14 protein-coding genes are annotated in these 16,698 nt (G+C 62.3%); 5 read left to right on the forward strand and 9 right to left on the reverse strand.

Features of this window, described 5'->3' with window-relative positions; translation table 11 throughout:
* Both ptrR and ACM6JM_RS19200 read left to right on the forward strand, forming a co-directional pair.
* Window positions 1-894, forward strand: a complete 894-nt coding sequence (ptrR, locus tag ACM6JM_RS19195; protein WP_074691146.1) for a putrescine utilization regulator PtrR — start codon at window positions 1-3, stop codon at window positions 892-894.
* A 142-nt stretch (window positions 895-1,036) separates the two neighbouring features.
* Window positions 1,037-1,165: a PA1414 family protein gene (locus ACM6JM_RS19200; protein ID WP_003184145.1), complete on the forward strand. Its 129-nt coding sequence runs from the start codon at window positions 1,037-1,039 to the stop codon at window positions 1,163-1,165.
* A 93-nt stretch (window positions 1,166-1,258) separates the two neighbouring features.
* Here the strand turns inward: ACM6JM_RS19200 and ACM6JM_RS19205 are convergent, their stop codons facing one another.
* The 6 genes from ACM6JM_RS19205 to speB form a co-directional block, all read right to left on the reverse strand.
* Entirely contained in the window at window positions 1,259-1,507 is a 249-nt protein-coding gene (locus ACM6JM_RS19205) for a phosphopantetheine-containing protein (RefSeq protein ID WP_039772540.1), read from the reverse strand.
* Between the two features lie 44 nt (window positions 1,508-1,551).
* Window positions 1,552-2,277: an MBL fold metallo-hydrolase gene (locus ACM6JM_RS19210; RefSeq protein ID WP_414882344.1), complete on the reverse strand. Its 726-nt coding sequence runs from the start codon at window positions 2,275-2,277 to the stop codon at window positions 1,552-1,554.
* Between the two features lie 82 nt (window positions 2,278-2,359).
* Window positions 2,360-3,739, reverse strand: coding sequence for a sodium:solute symporter (locus ACM6JM_RS19215; RefSeq protein ID WP_039772536.1), 1,380 nt, complete (start codon window positions 3,737-3,739; stop codon window positions 2,360-2,362).
* Window positions 3,740-3,832: 93 nt separating this feature from the next.
* A complete protein-coding gene (locus ACM6JM_RS19220) occupies window positions 3,833-5,344 on the reverse strand; it encodes a purine-cytosine permease family protein (protein WP_064594245.1) in 1,512 nt (503 codons plus the stop codon).
* Between the two features lie 56 nt (window positions 5,345-5,400).
* Window positions 5,401-5,823 carry a YybH family protein gene (locus tag ACM6JM_RS19225; protein ID WP_103385750.1) on the reverse strand — a complete coding sequence of 141 codons (423 nt, stop codon included), beginning with the start codon at window positions 5,821-5,823 and terminating at the stop codon, window positions 5,401-5,403.
* 10 nt (window positions 5,824-5,833) lie between these two features.
* Window positions 5,834-6,784: an agmatinase gene (gene speB / locus ACM6JM_RS19230; RefSeq protein ID WP_003222717.1), complete on the reverse strand. Its 951-nt coding sequence runs from the start codon at window positions 6,782-6,784 to the stop codon at window positions 5,834-5,836.
* Between the two features lie 313 nt (window positions 6,785-7,097).
* Between speB and ACM6JM_RS19235 the strand changes: the two genes are divergently transcribed.
* Window positions 7,098-7,991: a LysR family transcriptional regulator gene (locus ACM6JM_RS19235; protein ID WP_039772530.1), complete on the forward strand. Its 894-nt coding sequence runs from the start codon at window positions 7,098-7,100 to the stop codon at window positions 7,989-7,991.
* Between the two features lie 4 nt (window positions 7,992-7,995).
* Window positions 7,996-8,589, forward strand: coding sequence for a tRNA-uridine aminocarboxypropyltransferase (locus ACM6JM_RS19240; RefSeq protein ID WP_103385749.1), 594 nt, complete (start codon window positions 7,996-7,998; stop codon window positions 8,587-8,589).
* Between the two features lie 152 nt (window positions 8,590-8,741).
* On the opposite strand, the gene ACM6JM_RS19245 is transcribed toward ACM6JM_RS19240, so the two are convergent.
* From ACM6JM_RS19245 to ACM6JM_RS19255, 3 genes are all read right to left on the reverse strand, one after another.
* Window positions 8,742-10,103 carry an HlyD family type I secretion periplasmic adaptor subunit gene (locus ACM6JM_RS19245; protein ID WP_414882345.1) on the reverse strand — a complete coding sequence of 454 codons (1,362 nt, stop codon included), beginning with the start codon at window positions 10,101-10,103 and terminating at the stop codon, window positions 8,742-8,744.
* Between the two features lie 10 nt (window positions 10,104-10,113).
* Window positions 10,114-12,273 (reverse strand): type I secretion system permease/ATPase, encoded by a 2,160-nt coding sequence (locus tag ACM6JM_RS19250; protein WP_414882346.1) that lies wholly within the window; start codon window positions 12,271-12,273, stop codon window positions 10,114-10,116.
* A 210-nt stretch (window positions 12,274-12,483) separates the two neighbouring features.
* Complete coding sequence (locus ACM6JM_RS19255) at window positions 12,484-13,842, reverse strand: TolC family outer membrane protein (protein WP_074691154.1); 1,359 nt, start codon at window positions 13,840-13,842, stop codon at window positions 12,484-12,486.
* A 531-nt stretch (window positions 13,843-14,373) separates the two neighbouring features.
* Here ACM6JM_RS19255 and ACM6JM_RS19260 point away from each other — a divergent pair.
* On the forward strand, window positions 14,374-16,698 hold a 2,325-nt coding region (locus ACM6JM_RS19260; protein WP_414882347.1), incomplete at its 3' end, for a retention module-containing protein.

Consider the following 16,698-nt stretch of genomic DNA (forward strand, 5'->3'; position numbering starts at 1 on the left):
GTGGAGTTCAGCCAATTGCGGATCTTCCAGGCCGTTGCGGAAGAGGGCTCGATCACCCGCGCCGCCGAACGTTTGCATCGGGTGCCGTCGAACCTGTCGACCCGGCTTAAACAACTGGAGGAGCAACTGGGCGTCGAACTGTTCGTCCGTGAGCGTCAGCGTTTGCAGTTGTCGCCTGCGGGAAAAGTCCTGCTGGACTACACCGGCAAACTGTTCGCCTTGCGCGATCAGGCCTGCGCGGCGGTGATGGGCGGGCAGCCGGCGGGGGATTTCGTGCTCGGTACGCTGTACAGCACCGCCGCGATCCATTTGCCGGCGCTGCTGGCGCGCTATCACAAGCAATATCCGGCAGTGAATCTTCAGGTGCAGTCCGGGCCAAGTGGCGAGTTGCTCGAAGGCCTGCTCACCGGGCGCCTCGACGCCGCGCTGGTGGACGGCCCGCCGCAACTGGCCGGGATCGACGGCGTGCCGTTGTGCAACGAGCGACTGGTGCTGATCAGCGAGGCCGATCACCCGCCGGTGCGCAGCGCCAAGGATGTCGAAGGGCGCGCAGTGTTCACCTTTCGTCATGGCTGCGCCTATCGCGCACGGCTGGAAGCGTGGTTCGCCCACTACCAGGCGGCGATGGGCCGGGCGATGGAAATCGAGTCCTATCAGGGCATGCTCGCCTGCGTGATTGCCGGCAGCGGTGTGGCGCTGATGTCGGAGTCGATGCTCGCCAGCCTGCCGGGGCGCGAAAGCGTGGCGGTGCATCCGCTGGCCGAACCTTTTGCCAGTGCGACAACATGGCTCATGTGGCGCCGGGGCATGGTCGGTGCCAACCTCAACGCGTGGATTGAACAGCAGCAGGCGCTCTATCCCGTGGCTGGCGAGGACGTGCGGGAAACGGCTTGAACGAACGGTCAGGGATTTGGATCAATTCAGTAACAGATCATTGCGGATTTGGCCGAGCATTGCGTAGGACTTCGGACTATTATCAGTGCGAAGCGGCCTCAGAATTCCGGACGCTCAGCACCACCCTGAAGGGGGCATGACGATGAAAGAGAAAATTCAAAACTGGCTGCACGATTTGGGTGTTGCCCTCGGCTTGATCGAACCGCCTCTGCAACCGGTCCCGATTCGCACCGATGACGAACAGCGTCGGCGTCAGCCACGTCGGCGGTAATGCCCCGCTTTGAAGGATCAAAGGATTTAAACGACAAAAGATCGCATCCGGCCGTCGCTCCATGGAGTGGCGGCCGGGTGCGATCTTTTGTTTTCAGTGACGCCCGATTTCCATCAGAAACCGGCTCAGGTCATTCACGGTTTTCGCAGTCTTGAGCATCCGATCCTCTTCGGCGGTGAAGGCCGTCAGTCCGAATTCATCTTCCAGATGGAAGATCAGATCCTCGATATCCGCTTTTTCCAGCCCCAGTTGCGCCAGGCTGGTGTGGTCGTCGAATTCACGATTTTCCAGCAGGCGCAGGATGAAGCGGTGCACGGCAGCACGCACGGCAGCTCTTCTCATGGCAGATTTTTATTGTGGTTGATCTGACTGAAGTACAGCAGGCCTCAAGCGTGCCGGCGCAACCATTCGTCAATCATCCCGCGCAGGTGCTCTCCGGAAAAACTGCCGAAGTGCCCGCCATGCACCGTGCGGATCTTCAACCCCTGCAAGCGCCGCAGGCTGGCGGCGTAGTCGTCGAGGTTGGAATGGTAGGCGTCCTCGATCAACGGCCCGTCGTAAATGATGTCGCCGCTGAACAGGGTTTCGCTGGCCGCTTCGTAGAGGCTGATCCCGCCCGGTGAATGCCCCGGCGTGTGCAGCACCTGCAGCGTGCGATTGCCCAGGTCCAGCACATCGCCGTCCTCGACAAAACCAGTGGCCGGCGCCGCCTTGACCCGATATTCGGCGTAGCACAACGGGCAATCCGGGTGCGCTTCGAACATGTCGTCGCCGACGAAGGCCCGGCTCAGATCGTTCTCGCCATCCGGCGCCGCCAGAATGTCCGCCTCGGCCGGGTGCACCAGCCGTTCGGTAAATTCGTGATGCCCGGCGATGTGGTCGAAATGGCAATGACTGGCCACCGCCACCAGCGGCCGTTCGGTCAGCCACGGCAGTTGTTCGCGCAGGCTGACCAGCCCGGAACCGCTGTCGAGCAACAGATCCTTGTCCCGGCCCTGAACGTGCCACAGGTTGCAGCGATAGAACGGGCGGATGAACGGCTCGTGAATCAGCCGAATGCCGTCGCTAAGGTGCTGCACTTCGAACCACTGATCGCGAGAAACAATCTTCATAAGCACTTTCCTTGAGACGAAAAAAACGGGTGTGGCAACCGACGCCACACCCGCCGAAGAAAGTTGTTGCTACCGCTTCAGCTTAGATCGCGCTGGCCACCACGTTTGGGCGACGGGACATCAGGCTGACCACCACAAAACTCACCAGCCCCACAGCCAGGCTGTAGTAGATCGGCGTGTTGGCATCCAGACCATCCTTGAACATGAACAGCAGGGCGGTGGCGAAGCCCAGGCCCATGCTGGCGATGGCGCCGGCGGTGGTGGCGCGTTTCCAGAAGATCGCACCGATCAGCGGGATCAGCATGCCGCCCACCAACAGGTTGTACGCGAGGGTCAGGGCGCTGATCACGTCGTTGACCACCAGCGCGATGCCCAGCACCACGACACCGGTCAGCAGGGTGAACAGGCGGTTTACCCCCAGGCTCGACTGTTTGCCGCCACGCAGTTTCGGCAGCAGGTCTTCGGTCAGGGTGGTGGCAGCGGCGAGCAGACCGGCGCTGGCGGTGGACATCATCGCGGCCAGGGCAGCGGCGATCACCAGGCCACGGATGCCATCCGGGAGCGACAGTTTGACGATGGCGGCGAAGGCGTTGTTGACGTTGTCCAGATCCGGGATCAGCACGTGCGCCGCCATGCCGATCAGGGCACAGGCCAGACCGTAAAGGATGCAGTAGATGCCCGCGAAGCTACCGGCGTACTGAGCCACTTTTTCGTTCTTGACGGTGAACACCCGTTGCCAGATGTCCTGACCGATCAGGATGCCGAAGAAGTAGATCATGAAGTAGGTGATGATCGTGTCCCAGCCGATGGTGGTGAAGCTGAAGGCGGTGGCCGGCAGTTTCAGCACCAGTTCGTCCCAGCCGCCGACGCGGTACAGGCAGATTGGCAGGAGGATGAACATCAGGCCGACGGTCTTGATGATGAACTGGACGATGTCGGTCAGGGTCAGCGACCACATGCCGCCGATGGCCGAGTAGATCACCACCACGCCACCGCCGAGCAGTACCGAGATCCAGAACGGCAGGCCGAACAGCACTTGCAGCACGGTGCCGATGGCGAGGATCGAGGTCACGCCGATCATCAGCGCGTAGGCCAGCATGATTGCCGCGCTGGCCGAGCGGGCCATCGGGTTATAGCGTTTTTCCAGGACCTGGGTAACGGTGTAGATCTTCAGTTTCAGCAGCGGCTTGGCGAGGAACAGGTTCAGCGCCACGATGCCGCAACCCAGTGCCGCGCACAGCCAGAAACCGGAGATGCCGTGCACGTAGCCCAGGCGCACGGTGCCGACGGTGGACGCGCCGCCGAGAACGGTCGCAGCCATGGTGCCCATGTACAGGCTCGGGCCTAGGTTACGCCCGGCGACCAGGAAGTCCTCGTTGGTCTTGGCCTTGCGCATGCCAAAGTAGCCGAGCAAGAGCATGCCGGCGGCGTAGATGAGGACGACGAATAAATCCAAAGCCATGATGGCGTGTCTCCGATTGTCTTTTTTATGGTGAAACAAAATTGGTTCTATGAGGCTGCCCTTGTGGGAGCAAGCCCGCTCCCACAAGGTTGATCAGGCAGCCTGACGCAGCGCCGCTTCAGCCGGCGCATGCGCGCCTTTGCTGCGGGGATCCTTCGGGCCGTAGACCAGCGCCGGCTCCGGGAACAGGCTCAGCAGCATCAGGTACATCACCGAGGCCAGACCGAGGGTCACCAGCAGGCTGATGTCGATGCCGCCGGCCAGTTCACCCAGCGGACCCACGAACTGCCCCGGCAGGTTGACGAAGCACAGGCCGACCGCCGCGCTCGGGATCCACGCGCCCAGGCCGCGCCAGTTCCAGCCGTGGCTGAACCAGTAGCGTCCGCCTTGCTCGCCGCGAGTGAACACTTGCAGGTCGTCCGGGCAGTAGAAGCCGCGACGCACCACCAGGCCGATGATCATGATCACCATCCACGGGGTGGTGCAGGTGATGATCAGCACGGCGAAGGTCGACACGCTCTGCACCAGATTCGCCGCAAAGCGCCCGATGAAGATGAAGGCAATCGACAGCACGCCGATCAGCAGCGTCGCCTTGACCCGCGACAGCAGACGCGGGAACACGCTCGACATGTCCAGCCCGGTGCCATACAGCGAGGTGGTGCCGGTGGACATGCCGCCGATCACCGCAATCAGGCACACCGGCAGGAAGAACCAGCTCGGCGACACCGCCAGCAGACCGCCGACGTAGTTGTTGGCCGCGATGTAGTCCGGCGCCTGAATCGCGACGATGGTCGCGGTGGTCAGGCCGAACAGGAACGGGATGAAGGTGGCGATCTGCGAGAGCACCACCGCCGCCATGATCCGCTGGCGCGAGGTTTCACGCGGGATGTAGCGGGCCCAGTCGCCGAGGAACGCGCCGAAGGAAATCGGGTTGCTCATGGCCACCAGCGCGGCGCCGATGAACGCGGCCCAGAAGCCCGGCTGGCCGAGGCTGACGGTGCCGGCGTAGTGCGAATCGAACGGGCCTGCGAAAGCGAAGATGCCCAGCAGGAACAGCAGGCTCGCGCTCCACACCGCGACCTTGTTCACCCACAGCAGGAAGCGGAAGCCGTAGATGCACACGGTCAGCACCAGAATCGCGAACAGACCGTAGGCCAGGCCCAGGGTCAGGTCGGTTTCCGGCAGGCCGATCAGGCGTTTTGCACCACCGATCAGCGCATCCCCCGAACTCCACACCGAGAGCGAGAAGAAGGCGATGGCGGTCAGCAGCGACAGGAACGAACCGACGATCCGCCCGTGCACGCCGAAGTGCGCACCGGACGACACGGCATTGTTGGTGCCGTTGAGCGGGCCGAACAGGCCCATCGGTGCAAGGATCAGCGAGCCGAGCAGCACGCCCGAGACAATCGCCCAGACGCCCGCCTGAAAGGACAGGCCGAACAGCACCGGGAAACTGCCGAGCACGGCGGTGGCAAAGGTATTCGCGCCGCCAAAGATCATGCGGAACAAGTCCACGGGACCGGCGGTGCGTTCGTTGTCCGGGATCTGTTCGACCCCGTGGGTTTCAATTTGCGTAAGGCTTTGGTCGTTGTTGTTGTTATTCATGATCTGCTCCGATCATAAAGGCGCGCCTCATCGTGTGTGAGGCGTCACCTGTTTGGCTAAGGGGATGGCAGCCCTTCCGGCATTGCGGACAAATGTTCGTGGCAGGCCAGCCAATGGCCTTGTTGTTCTAGGCTCGACGCTTGTTTTCTGAAAACAATCGTCTCGCGCTCCTGGCTGAAGTGTTGCTCCCCTTGCATGCGCAGCTCGGTGGCCACGTCATGGATGAAAATCGCCACGTCACCCTGCAGGCTGACGAAGGCGTTGCTCGAGGTGCAGGACAGCACCTCGAAGCCATCCTCGGCGCGCCAGTTGTCCCACAACGCCTGATAGGCATCGCGCGACAGCAAGGGCTGTTCGAGGGTGTAGAACACAAAGCTCGCATCGGCGCTGAACGCGCCGAAGTAGGCTTCGCGATCGTTGCGGGCGAAGGCGGACACCAGAGCGGCGGCCGCTTTCAGAACCTGATCACGTTCGTTCATGACCCGACCCTCAGCGGTGGACCACGCCCGGCAGTACGCAGAGCATTTCGTACAGCAGGTTGGCGGCCAGCAGCGAGGTGTTGCCGGTGGTGTCATAAGCGGGCGAGACTTCTACCAGATCGCAGCCGATCAGGTCGAGGCCCTGGCAGCCGCGAACGATTTCAATCGCCTGAATGGTCGTCAGACCACCGATTTCCGGGGTGCCGGTGCCTGGCGCCCAGGCCGGGTCGATGCCGTCGATGTCGAAGCTCAGGTACACCGGGCCGCCACCGACTTTCTCGCGCACTTCAGCCATCAGCGGCGCCAGCGACTTGTGCCAGCACTCTTCGGCCTGAACGACGCGGAAGCCCTGATCGCGGCTCCAGTTGAAGTCGTCGGCGGTGTAACCCTGCGCCCGCAGACCGATCTGCACCACACGGTCGCAGTCCAGAAGACCTTCTTCGACCGCACGACGGAAGGTCGTACCGTGGGCGATCTTCTCGCCGAACATGTGATCGTTGACATCAGCGTGAGCGTCGATGTGCACCAGACCGACCTTGCCGTGCTTTTTGTGGATCGCACGCAGGATCGGCAGGGTGATGGTGTGGTCGCCACCCAGGGTCATCGGGATCACGTTGTGCTCGAGGATGTTGTCGTAGGCTTCTTCGATGATGCGCACGGCGTCGAGCAGGTTGAAGGTGTTGATCGCCACGTCACCGATGTCGGCAACCGACAGCGAGTCGAACGGCGCAGCGCCGGTGGCCATGTTGTACGGGCGGATCATCACCGATTCGGTGCGGATGTCGCGCGGCCCGAAGCGGGTGCCGGGGCGCAGCGAAGTACCGATGTCCAGCGGCACGCCAACGAAGGCAGCGTCCAGACCGGCAGCGGTCGGTACATGGGGGAGTCGGAGCATGGTGGCGATGCCGCCGAAGCGCGGCATTTCGTTGCCGCCCAGTGGTTGGTGAAGAATCTTGTCCACGGGTAGGGCCTCATCGTCTTTGTTTTATTTATGTCGGCACGCCGTATTCGCAAGGTCACGGGCACCGCTGTGGGCCGATTCTGCGAAATGTAGTGAGGCGGAAGAATCGCTACGGGCAAATACTTAGTTCAGAAATTTCTAAACTAATGCGAGGGAGATGGATAGACTTCTCGCTGATCGTTCCCACGCTCGGCGTGGGAATGCATCCCGTGACGCTCCGCGTCACAGCCGTGAAGCGGACGCAGAGCGTCCAAGGCGGCATTCCCACGCAGAGCGTGGGAACGATCTATGGGGAACGATCCTTGGAGTAGACATGGCCAACGCTTTACCCGACCTGAAACTTTTGCGCATCTTCGTCAGCGTCGTGCGCCATCAGGGGTTTGCCAACGCGCAGCAGGAACTCAACCTGTCGACCTCGGCGATCAGCACCTACATGAGTCAGCTCGAAGCCGCGCTGGGTCTGGTGCTGTGCCATCGCGGGCGCGGTGGTTTCAGCCTGACCAGCAAGGGCGAGCTGTTCCATCAGGAAACCCTGCGCCTGCTCGCGGAGCTTGAAGGTTTCGAGCAATACGCCGCGGCGCTCAAGGGCGAGTTGCGCGGCACGCTCAACCTCGGGGTGATCGACTCCACGGTCAGCGACAAGGCCTTGCCGTTCGCCGAAGCCATCGGCGCCTACAGCCAGGAACACCCGGCGGTGCATCTGCATTTGTCGGTGATGAGCCCGTATGAGCTGCAACTCGGCGTGCAGGACAATCGTCTCGATCTGGCCATTGGCGCGTTTTCCACGCGCATGAGCGGTCTGGTGTACATGCCGCTGTATCGCGAGCAGCACTGGCTGTATTGCAGCAACCGGCACCCGCTGTTCAACGAACGGCGGATTCCCGAGCAGGTCATCACCCAGCAACGCATGGTCGGGCGCGGTTACTGGAGCCAGGCCGAACTGGCGCGCCACGGTTTCAAACACAGCGCCGCGACCGTGGAAAGTATGGAGGCGCAGCTGATTCTGGTGCTGTCCGGCGCCTACATCGGTTACCTGCCGGAGCACTACGCCCAGGCCTGGGCCGACAAGGGCGACCTGCGGGTGCTGCTGCCGGCCACCTTCGGCTATCAGGCGCCGTTTTCCATGATCATGCGCCGTGGCCGCAGCCGCGAGCCGCTGATCCAGACTTTCCGCGACCTGCTCAAAGCGCAGCTCAATCAGGCATAAGACAATGTCCAGACCCCAATGCCCGCGCTGCCTGCGCCCACAAACCCATTGCCTGTGCCCGCTGATCCCCAGCCTCGACAGCCGCACCCGGGTGTTGCTGTTGCAGCACCCGAGTGAGGTCAATCACGCGCTCAACACCGCGCGGCTGGCGGCGCTTGGGTTGAACAATGCCGAGCTGATCGTCGGTGAGGTATTCGAGGATTTGCCCGCGCTGCTGAATCGGCCGGGGTATCGGGCACGGTTGTTGTTCCCGGCGGACGATGCGCAGCCGATGCAGGCTTACGCGGCTTGCGATGAACCGCTGTTGCTGGTGGTGCCGGACGGCACGTGGCGCAAGGCGCGCAAGATGTTGCACCTCAATCCGTTGCTGGCGGCGTTGCCGCGGGTGACGTTGGCCCAGGGCGGGGTTTCGCGGTATCGGCTGCGCAAGGCTCCGGAGCCAGGGGCGTTGTCGACGATTGAGGCGATTGTTCAGGCGTTGCAGACGCTGGAAGCGCCGGCCTCGTTCGAGCCGTTGCTTAAACCGTTCGAGGCGCTGATCGAGGGGCAGATTGCGGCGATGGGGGAGGAGACTTTCCAGAAGAATCACGGAGGCTGATCGGACGGATACTGATCGCCTGATCGTTCCCACGCTCCGCGTGGGAATGCCGCCCGGGACGCTCCGCGTCCCTTCGAGACGGTGACGCAGAGCGTCACTGGATGCATTCCCACGCAGAGCGTGGGAACGATCAACGTGAGAGCGATCAATCACTAGCGCTCGCGCATCGCCTCGGTCCGGGCTTTCAGCACCGGTTTGAGCAGGTAATCCAGCACGCTTTTCTCCCCGGTAATGATGTCCACCGTCGCGACCATCCCCGGAATGATCAGCAACGGTTTCACATCCCCGCCCAAATGGTTTTTGTCGGTGCGCACCTGAATCAGGTAGAAGCTGTTGCCCTTGTCATCAGTGATGGTGTCGGCGCCGATCAGCTCAAGCTTGGCGCTGAGCCCGCCGTAGATCGTGTAGTCGTAGGCGCTGAACTTGACCATGGCTTTCTGGCCCGGATGCAGGAACGCCACGTCCTGAGGGCGGACCTTGGCTTCGATCAGCAGGTTGTCTTCCAACGGCACGATTTCCACCATGTCACTGCCCGGCTGCACCACGCCGCCGATGGTGTTGACCTTCATCTGCTTGATCACCCCATGCACCGGCGAAGTCACGGTGGTGCGGCTGACGCGGTCGTCGATGGCGATGCTCGACGCGGTGATTTTCGACAGGTCGGTGCGTTTCTCGTTGAGCTCTTTGGCCGCTTCGGAGCGGAAGGACTGTTCCGATTCGTCGATCTTGCTGCGGATCTCGGCGATGGCCGATTCGGCGCGGGGAATGGCCAGGGTCGTGGCGTTCAGGGAACCGCGGATTTCCACCGCACTGCGCTTGAGCCGCAAGATCTCCACCGGCGACACGGCACCGGTCTTGACCAGCGGTTCGGACATGTTCATTTCCTGATTGACCAGCGCCAGGCTCGAACTGTATTGCCCCTGTTTCGAGCGAAACTCCGCCAGCTCCTGAGTCTTCTGCCGCAGTTGTTCGCTGAGGGTTCTCTGTTCGCTGGCCAGCCGCCGCTGCCGTTGTTCATACAGCGAACGCTCGTCCTCGGCCACTTGCGGCGCCTTGGCGATCACTTCGTCCGACAGCTTGAACGGCCGGCCCTCTGCTTCGGCGGACAAGCGTTCGACCTGCGCGGTCAAGGCATAACGATCGGCCTCGCTCTCACCCTTGTTCGACAGAAACCGCGTGTCGTCCAGGCGCAGCAGTTTGTCGCCCTTGTCGACCATTTGTCCTTCGCGCACGAAGATCTCGGTGACGATCCCGCCCTCCAGGTTCTGGATCACCTGGACCTTGCTCGACGGAATCGCCTTGCCTTCGCCCATGGTCACTTCCTGCAACACCGCGAACTTGGCCCAGACCAGCGCACTGATCAGCAGCGCCGCCGCCAGCCACACGGTGATCCGCGACCAGCGTGGCGAATCCTGCAGCGAAGCACCGGCGGTTTCCGGCATGAATTCGGCTTCGGCGCTTTTACCGAAGCTGTCGAAGTAACCGCGCGGTTTTGAGGAGGAGGAAGCAGACATGGGGTAACTCCTAGACCGCTGCCGAGCCGACCCGGCCCTTGCGCAACGCATCGATGACCGCTTCTTTCGGACCGTCGGCGACGATCCGGCCGTTGTCCAGCACCAGCAACCGGTCCACCAGGCTCAGCATTGAAGTGCGGTGGGTGACCAGCAGCAAGGTTTTGCCCTGCACCCAGCCGTGCAGCTTCTGGCGCAAGACGTCTTCGCTGCTGTTGTCCATGGCGCTGGTCGGTTCGTCGAGCAGCATGATCGGTGGGTCGAGCAACAGCGCCCGCGCCAGCAGTACGGCTTGGCGCTGGCCACCGGAGAGCAGTTGCCCGCGCTCGCCCACCGGCCGGTCGAAGCCTTGCGGGTGCTGCCGTGCAAGCTCGGTGACGCCGGTCAGTTCGGCCACTTCGAGCATCCGTGAATCGCTGATGTAGCGGGCGCCGAGGGTCAGGTTGTCACGCAGGCTGCCGGCCAGCAGCGGCAGGTCGTGGGCGACATAACCGATCTGCTGGCGCAGGTCGGCGACATCCAGTTGCCGCAGGTCGAGGCCGTCGAGCAGCAACTGGCCTTCGTCCGGTTCGTAGAAGCCCATCACCAGTCGCGCCAGGGTGCTTTTGCCCGAGCCGCTGCGGCCGATGATGCCGATCCGTTCGCCGGGTCTGACGCTGAAACTGACGTTGCTCAGGGCCGGGGCATTCTGGCCGTTGTAGTGGAAGGTCACCGCGTTGGCGTCCAGCGCACCTTGCAGTTGCGTGCGCTCCAGCGGCCGCTGTTTGCCGTCGCGCTCCTGAGGCAGGGACATCAGCGCGTCGGTGCTTTTCATGGTCAGTTGCGCTTGCTGGTAGCGGGTGATCAGCCCGGCGATCTGGCCCAGCGGCGCCAGCACGCGGCTGCCGAGCATGTAAGTCGCCACCAGCGCACCGACACTGAGGTTGCCGGCGATGATGCTGTAAACCCCGGCCACAATCGTCGCCATCCCCGAAAACTGCTGGATGAACAGCGTGCCGTTGGTGGCCAGCGCCGAGAGATTACGGGCATGGCTGTCGAGGCGGGTGAGGGCGCCGTGGGTGCTCTCCCATTTGTGTTGACGCTCGCTTTCGGCGCTGCACGCCTTGAGGGTTTCCAGGCCGCCGAGGGTTTCGATCAGCAATGCCTGGCGCTCGGCGCCGAGGCTGAGGCTTTTCTGCACGGTGTCGCGCAGACGGGCCTGAATGATCATCGCGAACACGATCGTGATCGGAAATGCCAGCAGTGGAATCACCACCAGCCAGCCGCCGAGCAGGCCGATCACCACCAGCATCAACACCACGAAGGGCAGGTCGATCAGGCTGGTCAGGGTCACGGCGGTGAGAAATTCGCGCAGGCCCTGAAAATCATGAATGCTCTGGGCGAAGCCGCCGATGGTCGCCGGCCGGGCTTTCATCGCCATGCCGGTGATGCGTTCGAATAAAGTCGCGGAAAGGATCACGTCGGTCTTCTTGCCGGCAGTGTCCAGCAGGTGCGCGCGCACCACCCGCAGCACCAGTTCGAAACCGGTGCCGATCAGCAGCCCGATGGCCAGCACCCACAGGGTCGACGTGGCCTGGTTCGGCACCACGCGATCGTAGGTCTGCATGACGAACAGCGGCACCATCAGGCCCAGCAGGTTGATCAGGAAACTGGCAAGAATCGCGTCGCTGTAGAGCCATTTCGACAGCTTCAGGGTGTCGCGAAACCACGCCTGCACCCGTGGCACCAGCGGCGAGCGCAGGTCTTCCAGTTCATGCCGTGGCCGGGCGAACAAGGCCTGGCCGCTGTAGTGTTCGGTGAGTTCTTCACGGCTGACCCATTGCTCGCCGCCGTCGGCTTCGCTGGGCAGGATCAGCGCCTTGCCATCTTCGGCAAACCGCCGCAGCACTGCCGTGCGCCCGTTGCCCAGCAACAACAGCACCGGCAGGTTCAGCGGTGAAATGTCCTTGAGTTCCCGGCGCAGCAAGCGCGCCTGCAACCCGGCCCGGGCTGCGGCGCGGGGCAGCAGGTCCAGGCTCAGGCGTTGTTTGTCCAGGGGCAGCCCGGCGCTCAGGCTGGCGCGACTGACCGTCGCGCCATGCAGTTTGCAGAGGATCAACAGACCGTCGAGCAACGGGTCATCGAAACTCAGCCGCGGATCGATCCCGGTGTTACCGGGTTGCATGCTGGTCATATTGATCGCTCCCGTTGAACTGGCTCGGCTATCCACATCAACCCTGTGTTGATCGTTCCCACGTCGAAGCGTCGAACCGTACTGATCGTTCCCACGCTCTGCGTGGGAATGCCTCTAGGGACGCTCTGCGTCCAGTGACGCGGAGCGTCACGGGCTGCATTCCCACGCAGAGCGTGGGAACGATCAAAAACACAGCCTTCGGCAGTGTGGTTATTTCAGCTCGGGCAAGCGCGCTTCGTTTTTCACCTCGGTCGCAGCAATCGCATCGGCCGGCAGCACCACCCGTTGCTTGCTCAACAACTGGCCCATGTTCGCCAGCACGCGGTACATCGAGTATTCCTCGGTGTAGCGGATTTCGGTGTAGCGACGGTTGGCGTTGTACAGCTCGTTTTCACTGTCGAGCACGTCCAGCAGGGTGCGCTGGCCGAGGCCGAACTGATCCTGATACGCGGCGCGTACACGCTTGGTGGTTTCGGCGTATTCGCGGGCGGTCGGGGTCTGTTTCCTGGCGTTGAGCATGGCGTTCCAGGCCAGGTGAATGTTCTCGTTGAGCTGGCGCAGGGCGTTGTTGCGGATGTCCATTGCCTGGTTGATCTGGTGCGCGTCGGAGGCCAGTCGCGCCTTGTCGCTGCCGCCACGGAACAGGTTGTAGTTCATCACCACGCCGACCCGCCATTCGTTGTCGTGGCCCTCGTCACCCTGCACGTTGTTGTTGGCGCCGACGGCGGCTTCTGCGTCGAAGCGTGGATAGAACGGCGACTTGGCGACTTCGTACTGGCTCTCGGCCGATTGCACGTCGGCCTGGGCAGATTTCAGGTACGGGTTGTTCTCGACCATGCTCTGTTGGGCTTCAGGCAAGGTGGCGGGCAATTCGCCGCGGGTCGAGGCCGGGGTTTCCAGCTCATCCGGCATGCGCCCGACCACGCTGTAGAAGTTCGACTCGGCATCCGCCAGATCGACTTCGGCGGTGTCGAGGTTGTTTTGCGCCAGCGCCTTACGGGCCACCGATTGATCGGAGTCGGCGGTGCTGCCCACCCCGCGCTCGGTGCGCAGGCCAATCTGGTCGTTGACCCGCAAGTGCGCCTGCAGGTTGTTCTTGGCCAGGGTCACCAGTTCGCGACGCTTGAGCACTTCAAGGTAGACCTCGATGGTGCGCAGGGCCAGATCCTGGGCGGTGCCTTGCGCGTAATAGGCGCGCGAGTTGGAAACGCCCTTGGTGCGCTCGACTTCGTTGGCGGTGTTGAAACCGTCGAACAGCATCTGCCGCAGCCGCAGCTCGGACTGGGTGTAATTGAGGATTTCGGTGTGGTGGTTACCGAAGGCCCGGGTGTTGGTGTTGTCGCTGTAGCCGCGCCCGTAAGCAGCGTTCAGATCCACCGACGGATAGAAGCCGCCCTTGGCGACCTTCACCTGTTCATCAGCCGACAGGCGCGCATCCACGCGCGAGGCCAGTTCGGGGTGGGTGGCGATGGTACTCTGAATCGCCTCGGTGAGGTTCATGGCCTGGGCTTGGGAAGTGCAAGCCATGGCCAGCAAAACCGCGCTGCAGAGGGGGGTTAGTACGCGCATGGATGCATCTCCCTGAGTCCTGATGGTGTTTCGCTGTCGCCAATTTATTGACGATATTTTTAGTAAAAAGCGTTTCATGTCTGTAACAACAGAGCTAAGAACATCCTGAAGCGTAGCTAAGAAAAAATTTTCATAAGGGTTATGCCAAAAAAAACTTATGCGGTTCGCCAAATCCAGCACATTGTTCCACTCGAAAGCCTTTGTTTTATGCGCTTTAGGGAGCACAGAAAGGCTTGAGGAAAGTTCCACTCACTTTGCGACATACGGCGAAGTACTGCTAAAGGGGAGGGACGCGTAGCGGCTGATGAGCGACAGATTTTTGTCACTCGGGTGATTCACCACCGTTACGTAGCGCTAGTGGGCCTGCTGCAGTGAACAGAGATTCCAAGTGCCTGATGGCGCTGGAGTTTCTGAATCTGCACAACCTGCGAAACGAACTGTCGAGGTGCGAGCGTCGCCCCGACAACCCGCTTGAGCCATGGGCTGCTTCGCGAACCAGCGCCGACGGTGGTCGGCAGCGGAGGAATGCACATGGCAACGCTCATCGGGATCGTCACTAAAGTCATTGGTCAGGTTTTCGCTCAATCGGCAGACGGCAGTCGGCGCCCATTGGTCGAAGGCGATCGGCTGTTTGCAGGGGATCAATTGATCACCGGGGCGGAGGGGGCGGTTGCCGTCCATCTGCAAAATGGCCAGGAGCTGACCCTCGGTCGCGACAGCAGCCTGACCATGACCGGCCAGTTGCTCGCCGATCAGGCAGCACACGTCAATGCACCGGAAGCGGTGACCCCGAGCGAGTCGCAACTGACCGACGTCGAACAGATCCAGAAAGCCATTGCCGCCGGCGATGACCCGACCCAATCCGCCGAAGCGACCGCGGCCGGCCCCGGAGCCACCGGTGGCGCGCCGGGCGCGCTGGGTGGCGGTCACAGTTTCGTGTTGTTGACCGAAGTGGCGGGCCGGGTCGATCCGGTCATCGGTTTCCCCACCGCCGGTTTCAATGGCATTCCCGAGTTTCCCGAAGAACGTCACAACGCGGTGATCGACAACGGTGACGACACCACGCCGATCGCCCCACCACCACCGCCAGTCAACAACCCGGTAACACTCACCGGGCTGTCTGTTGCCGGTGGCGAATTGAATCTCAACGAAGCCAATCTGCCCGACGGTTCCGCCGCCAACCCTGGCGCGCTGACCCAGACCGGCAGCTTCACGGTGTCGGCGCCGGACGGTCTGAGCAGCCTGAGCATCGGCGGCATCAATGTGATCGTCGGTGGCGTGCCGATCGGTTTCCCGCAATCGATCACCACGCAACTGGGCAACACCCTGACCATCACCGGCTACAACCCGGCCACCGGCACGGTCAGTTACAGCTACACCCTCAACGGCAACGAAACTCACGCAGCCGGCGACGGGACGAACAACCTCAGCGAGCAATTCACCGTGATCGCCGGCGACAGCAATGGCGACACCGCCACCGGCACGCTGGACGTCAACATCACCGACGACGTGCCGAAAGCGTTCGATGACAACAATGGCACGGCATCAGAGACCCAACTGACCCTGACCGGCAACGTCCTGACCAACGACGTGCAGGGCGCCGACCGCGTACCTGTCGGCGAAAACGCCGGCCCGATCACCCCCGGGACCTTCATCGGCACTTACGGCACGTTGGTGCTGAATGCCAACGGCACCTACACCTACACGCTGAATACCAGTGATGCGGACTTCAAGAATCTGCATGGCGGTGGCAATGGCACCGAGACGTTCACTTACACCCTGACCGATGCCGACGGCGACACCAGCACCGCCAACCTCGTGCTGCAGATCCACAACAACGACGATCCTGTGGTCATCAACGGGTTGAACGTCGAGGGTGGTGAACTCACCGTTTACGAGAAAAACCTCGGCGACGGTAGCGCCCCGGATTCGGGAGCCCTGACCCAGACCGGCACCTTCACCATCACCGCGCTGGACGGCGTCACCACGCTGACCATCGGTGGCATTGCCGTGGTTACTAACGGCGTAGCCGCAGGATTCCCACAATCGGTGACTACGCCACTGGGCAGCACACTGACCATCACCGGGTTCAACGCTGCAACCGGCGTCGTCAGCTACAGCTACACCCTGGTCGACAACGAAGCGCACCCGAATGCCAACGGCGCCAACGTGCTGAACGAGCAGTTCGCTGTGACCGTGGTCGACGACAACGGCACCACCGCCAATGCCACGCTGGACGTGAACATCGTCGACGACCTGCCAAAAGGCGTGGACGACAGCAACGCCGGCACCGCGTCGGAAACCAACCTCACGCTGAGCGGCAACGTCCTGACCAACGACGTGCAGGGCGCCGACCGTGTACCCGTCGGCGAAAACGCTGGCCCGATCACCGCAGGCACTTTCACCGGGACTTACGGCACCTTGGTGCTGAACGCCAACGGCACTTACACCTACACGCTGAATACCAGCGATGCCGATTTCAAAGCCCTGCACGGCGGCGGCAACGGCACCGAAACCTTCACCTACACCATCACCGATGCTGACGGCGACACCAGCACCGCCAACCTGGTGCTGCAGATCCACAACAACGACGATCCGGTAATCATCAACGGCCTCGACGTGAATGGCGGTGAACTCACCATCTACGAAAAAAACCTCGGCGACGGCAGCAGCCCTGACGCTCCAGCCCTGACCCAAAGCGGCACCTTCACCATCACCGCGCTGGACGGCGTTACCACGCTGACCATCGGCGGCATCGCCGTGGTCACTAACGGTGTGGCGGCAGGCTTCCCGCAATCCATCGTCACTCCGTTGGGCAGTACGCTGACCATTACCGGCTTCAATGCTGCGACTGGC

It is taken from the genome of Pseudomonas sp. IT-P2, from assembly GCF_949767575.1.
Taxonomy (GTDB): domain Bacteria; phylum Pseudomonadota; class Gammaproteobacteria; order Pseudomonadales; family Pseudomonadaceae; genus Aquipseudomonas; species Aquipseudomonas pharyngis.

Coding starts and splice junctions, on each gene's coding strand:
- ACM6JM_RS19235 (WP_039772530.1), top strand. CDS start 7,098: ATGGCCAACGCTTTACCCGACCTGAAACTTTTGCGCATCTTCGTCAGC.
- ACM6JM_RS19205 (WP_039772540.1), bottom strand. CDS start 1,507: ATGAGAAGAGCTGCCGTGCGTGCTGCCGTGCACCGCTTCATCCTGCGC.
- ACM6JM_RS19215 (WP_039772536.1), bottom strand. CDS start 3,739: ATGGCTTTGGATTTATTCGTCGTCCTCATCTACGCCGCCGGCATGCTC.
- ACM6JM_RS19240 (WP_103385749.1), top strand. CDS start 7,996: ATGTCCAGACCCCAATGCCCGCGCTGCCTGCGCCCACAAACCCATTGC.
- ACM6JM_RS19220 (WP_064594245.1), bottom strand. CDS start 5,344: ATGAATAACAACAACAACGACCAAAGCCTTACGCAAATTGAAACCCAC.
- ACM6JM_RS19245 (WP_414882345.1), bottom strand. CDS start 10,103: ATGTCTGCTTCCTCCTCCTCAAAACCGCGCGGTTACTTCGACAGCTTC.
- ACM6JM_RS19200 (WP_003184145.1), top strand. CDS start 1,037: ATGAAAGAGAAAATTCAAAACTGGCTGCACGATTTGGGTGTTGCCCTC.
- ACM6JM_RS19225 (WP_103385750.1), bottom strand. CDS start 5,823: ATGAACGAACGTGATCAGGTTCTGAAAGCGGCCGCCGCTCTGGTGTCC.
- ACM6JM_RS19210 (WP_414882344.1), bottom strand. CDS start 2,277: ATGAAGATTGTTTCTCGCGATCAGTGGTTCGAAGTGCAGCACCTTAGC.
- ACM6JM_RS19250 (WP_414882346.1), bottom strand. CDS start 12,273: ATGACCAGCATGCAACCCGGTAACACCGGGATCGATCCGCGGCTGAGT.
- ACM6JM_RS19255 (WP_074691154.1), bottom strand. CDS start 13,842: ATGCGCGTACTAACCCCCCTCTGCAGCGCGGTTTTGCTGGCCATGGCT.